The sequence below is a fragment of the Bacillus sp. LR_5 genome, assembly GCF_042709275.1.
This window is the reverse complement of record NZ_JAVAXX010000426.1, coordinates 1-3,781: the sequence shown is the minus strand read 5'-3', so window position 1 is coordinate 3,781 and position 3,781 is coordinate 1. Positions and strand designations below refer to the sequence as shown.

The following is a 3,781-nucleotide window of genomic DNA, read 5'->3' as shown; positions in this document are numbered from 1 at the left end:
ATCTTCTGCACATCTGCTTTATTTTGTTTCCTATTCTTCTTTACCAAGTGTTTTGGCTTGGAAAACCTGCGATTCTTGTGCCAAAAATAAACAGCGGTTTGGTCACGCTCTTCGCCTGCGGTGCCTCCGTTTTATGCATTATTTTCCCGATTCATGAAATGGACTACATACAATACGGCCTTCAGATGATTCCCGTTATCATTTGTTTATTTTACATTAGTACCGCTTCCGGACTTACAGTCGCCGCATCTGTCCTATGTTTTGAACTGCTTTTTTACGAACCTTCCGCAATGTTTGTTTTCACTTTGCTGCCTTTTCTTATCATTATCCCAATCTTATTTCAGAAAAAATGGCCATTCATGTCCAAAGCGAAAAAACTGCTGCTGTCTTTATTGATCAGCTGCGTGGAGATTTTCCTATTTTTCGCCTCAAGCTGGATTCTATCCGCCTTAAATATTTTAAATTTTCAAAAATCAGGAATTTTCGTTTACGAGGCGGCAGTCTCAGGGCTTTTCCGCTCCAGTGTTCTTCTATTAAGCATCTATATTATCGAAAGCATCGCCGAAAATATCGCCCTGCGCTCACAGCTTATCCATTCTGAAAAAATGACGATTGTGAGTGAACTGGCAGCGAGCGTCGCTCATGAGGTCAGGAATCCGCTGACAGTTGTCCGCGGGTTTGTCCAGTTGCTTTTTAATGACGAAACCTTACAAAACAAGTCGAGTGCGGATTACAAAAAGCTTGTACTGTCAGAGCTTGACCGGGCGCAAGGCATTATTACAAACTATCTCGATATGGCCAAACAGCAATTATACGAAAAAGAGGTTTTTGACCTATCTGCCCTTATCAAAGAGACAAGCTCCCTTATGGTGTCGTACGCCAATTACAAGTCAGTAACCGTCGAGGCTGAAACAGAACCGGACCTTTTGATATACGGAGACGCAACAAAGCTGAAGCAGGCTGTCATCAACCTGATGAAAAACAGTATTGAAGCGGTTCCTCACGGGAAGGGGATGATCCACATATCAGCCAAAAGAAACGGCCATACGATCATGATTAACATCACAGACAATGGGGTCGGGATGACAGACCATCAAATGCAAAAACTCGGCGAACCTTATTATTCCTTAAAAACGAACGGAACGGGACTCGGCCTCACCGTAACCTTTTCCATTATTGAACATCATCACGGGACCATTTCATTTAACAGCAGCTTCCAAAAAGGCACTACGGTGACCATTAAGCTTCCCGCTGATCTTCCTCACTAGCAAATCGATTGGAACTTTAATAGAATAAATGCGAGGTGATGACAGATGAGCACGTTTGAAACAGGCTCTATCGTTAAAGGATTTTACAAAACAGGTGTATACATAGGAGAAATCACGGCTTGCAGGCCGCAGCACTATTTAGTGAAAGTGAAAGCGGTTCTTACCCATCCCGCTCAAGGAGACCTTCATCATCCAAAACAGGCGGATGTGCCATTTTTTCATGAGAGAAAAGCGCTTGCATATGGTGAACAGACCAATATCCCCCACCATATGGTGAAGCCTTATGATGGTGAAGTGCCGGATTATACCGAATCTCTGCGAGAGGCGACAGCACAGATGAGAGCCAAATTGAATGAGGATGGTTCGGAGTGGGCAAAGCGCTCCCTTCATAATCTGGACATTTTAGAAAAAGAATATTTTAACCGGCCATAACCCAGTCTGACAAAAGATTGGGTTTTTTACGTCGCGCGCTTCAACAGTTCGGTTAAATCGATTCTCTCGCCGATTGTGGGCGGTTTTGGCTTTTCGAGATACTGCTTATCCTGCTCAACAAGCTTAAAAAGTTTATATGCTGTAAGAGCATCATCAAGCGCTTTATGATGGGTGCCGGTTCCGGAATCTCCATACTCTTCGGCAGCTTTCCATAAACCCGTCAATGTCCGGTCTCCAAAAAAGTTTTTGTATTCAAGCGATAAATCTCTCATTTCTCCCTTAAACGGGAAAGGGATATGGTTAAACATACAGTTTTGCTTCAGCACTTTCATATCCATGTTTCCCCACGTAATAATTGTGCTGTTTTTCTCAGGATCCAGCTCGTTTAGTTTACGGATGAAATCCTCGAATCTCATTCCTTCGTCTACCTGTTTTTGGGTTATTTTTAAAAATGATTTGCAGCGTTTCGTAAGCTTTGGGAACTTTTTCGGTCTAACATAGCTAGAAAACGTCTCAACCACTTCATCATCAATCGACTTTACAATTCCGGCTTCAATGATTTCCGGGAAGAAGTTTTGAGGACTGTACTTTCCATCAGGCATTGTAAATTCGAAATCAATAATGAGTAAGCTGTTTGTCGTCACCTTTTTACACCTGCCTTTCCTCCGATCAGAAAATGCTATCTTTATAGTATATCAATTCCCCTTCTCGACATTTCTTCATTTTCTAAAAATAATGAATTTTCCCAGCCGCTTCGTTTCTTTTAAATTGTGAATCGTTTCTTTATAATTAGTAAGGAACCCGAAATAATAAGAAGGTGATGTTATTTCTATCCGTAAGAAAAACTTTGTCATTGTGTGGCTGGCGAACTTTTTTGTCTCCGCTAGCACGACGATGATCGTTCCTTTTCTCTCCTTATACATTGAGACGCTCAGCTCTTTTTCAAACGGCTTTGTGCAAAGGTGGAGCGGCTATGTGTTCGGCATTACATTTCTCATGGCGTTTTTGGTATCCCCGTTTTGGGGACGGTTCGGAGACAAACGCGGATACAAGAAAATCCTTATGGCAACCGGAACGGGCATTGCCCTCAGCATTTTCTTCATGGGCTTTGTTACATCGGTGTACCAATTGTTTTTTCTGCGTATGGCAATGGGTCTTGTAACCGGATTCATCCCGACATCTCTTGCGATGATTTCGGCACAGACTCCGAAGAGCTCAGCCGGCAAAACGCTTGGCACGCTGCAAATGGGGCAAGTGTCCGGAAGCTTGTTCGGCCCGCTTTTGGGAGGCATGCTTGCTGATCATTTCGGCTTTACGTATACCTTTTTTATCACATCCTTTGTGATTTTCTCATCTGTTCTTCTCGTGTTATTTGGTGTCAAAGAAAAGCCTCTTGCAGAGAAAACAGCCAAACGTACGTCTTACTCGAGAAAAGAAGTGCTCTCCTATATTTTTCACCAGCCGGCGCTGTGGGTCATGATGCTGTTAACCATGCTGATTCAAACAGGCAATTTCAGTATCCAGCCCCTGCTCGCTTTATATGTAAATGAGCTGCACGGACCTGTCAATCTTGCCTTTTTCTCCGGCATGGCATTTTCAGCAACGGGGCTCGGAAGTTTGCTGCTGGCTAGAAAATGGGGTGATCTGGGCGACCGCTACGGCCACCGCCGCATTTTAATCGGACTTTTGCTCGCCGCCTCTTTCTTTTTTATTCCGCAGGCGCTCGCGTCCTCACTCAGCGTGCTTCTTGTTTTCAGATTTTTATTCGGAATGGCAATGGGCGGTTTGCTGCCATGCATTACGGCAGCGATCCGCGTTCAGGCTCCCGGCAGCATTCAAGGTGAAGTTCTCGGCTACAATGTCAGCTTTCGCTTTTTAGGAAACGTGCTCGGGCCTCTGCTCGGCGGAATCATATCGAGCCATTTTACCATTTCGGCCACCTTTTACGTCACGGCGTTTCTCTTTTTCGCCGGCGCCTGCATGCTTTGGATCATGCAGAAACTTCGGAAAGATTCTTATGCCAAAGCAAGCTGATTCCGAGAAAAAACTGAGGAATCTTCTAAATTTAACCTTCTCGTAAT

At 44.1% G+C, this 3,781-nt stretch carries 5 protein-coding genes; 3 read left to right on the top strand and 2 right to left on the bottom strand.

Going from position 1 to position 3,781, the window contains the following annotated elements; translation table 11 throughout:
- On the top strand, positions 1 to 1,268 hold a 1,268-nt coding region (gene kinB / locus RAC86_RS36335), incomplete at its 5' end, for a sporulation sensor histidine kinase KinB (RefSeq protein WP_377886746.1).
- A gap of 45 nt (positions 1,269 to 1,313) precedes the next feature.
- Complete coding sequence (kapB, locus tag RAC86_RS36330; protein ID WP_003228851.1) at positions 1,314 to 1,700, top strand: kinase-associated lipoprotein KapB; 387 nt, start codon at positions 1,314 to 1,316, stop codon at positions 1,698 to 1,700.
- A gap of 26 nt (positions 1,701 to 1,726) precedes the next feature.
- Here the strand turns inward: kapB and kapD are convergent, their stop codons facing one another.
- On the bottom strand, positions 1,727 to 2,344 hold the full coding sequence (gene kapD, locus RAC86_RS36325; protein ID WP_003228846.1) for a 3'-5' exonuclease KapD: 618 nt from the start codon (positions 2,342 to 2,344) through the stop codon (positions 1,727 to 1,729).
- Positions 2,345 to 2,419: 75 nt separating this feature from the next.
- Positions 2,420 to 2,623 carry a hypothetical protein gene (locus RAC86_RS36320; protein WP_003243502.1) on the bottom strand — a complete coding sequence of 68 codons (204 nt, stop codon included), beginning with the start codon at positions 2,621 to 2,623 and terminating at the stop codon, positions 2,420 to 2,422.
- Between RAC86_RS36320 and RAC86_RS36315 the strand changes: the two genes are divergently transcribed.
- Positions 2,526 to 3,734, top strand: coding sequence for a multidrug efflux MFS transporter (locus tag RAC86_RS36315; RefSeq protein WP_224913148.1), 1,209 nt, complete (start codon positions 2,526 to 2,528; stop codon positions 3,732 to 3,734). The genes RAC86_RS36320 and RAC86_RS36315 overlap by 98 nt on opposite strands.
- Positions 3,735 to 3,781 lie beyond the last annotated feature (47 nt).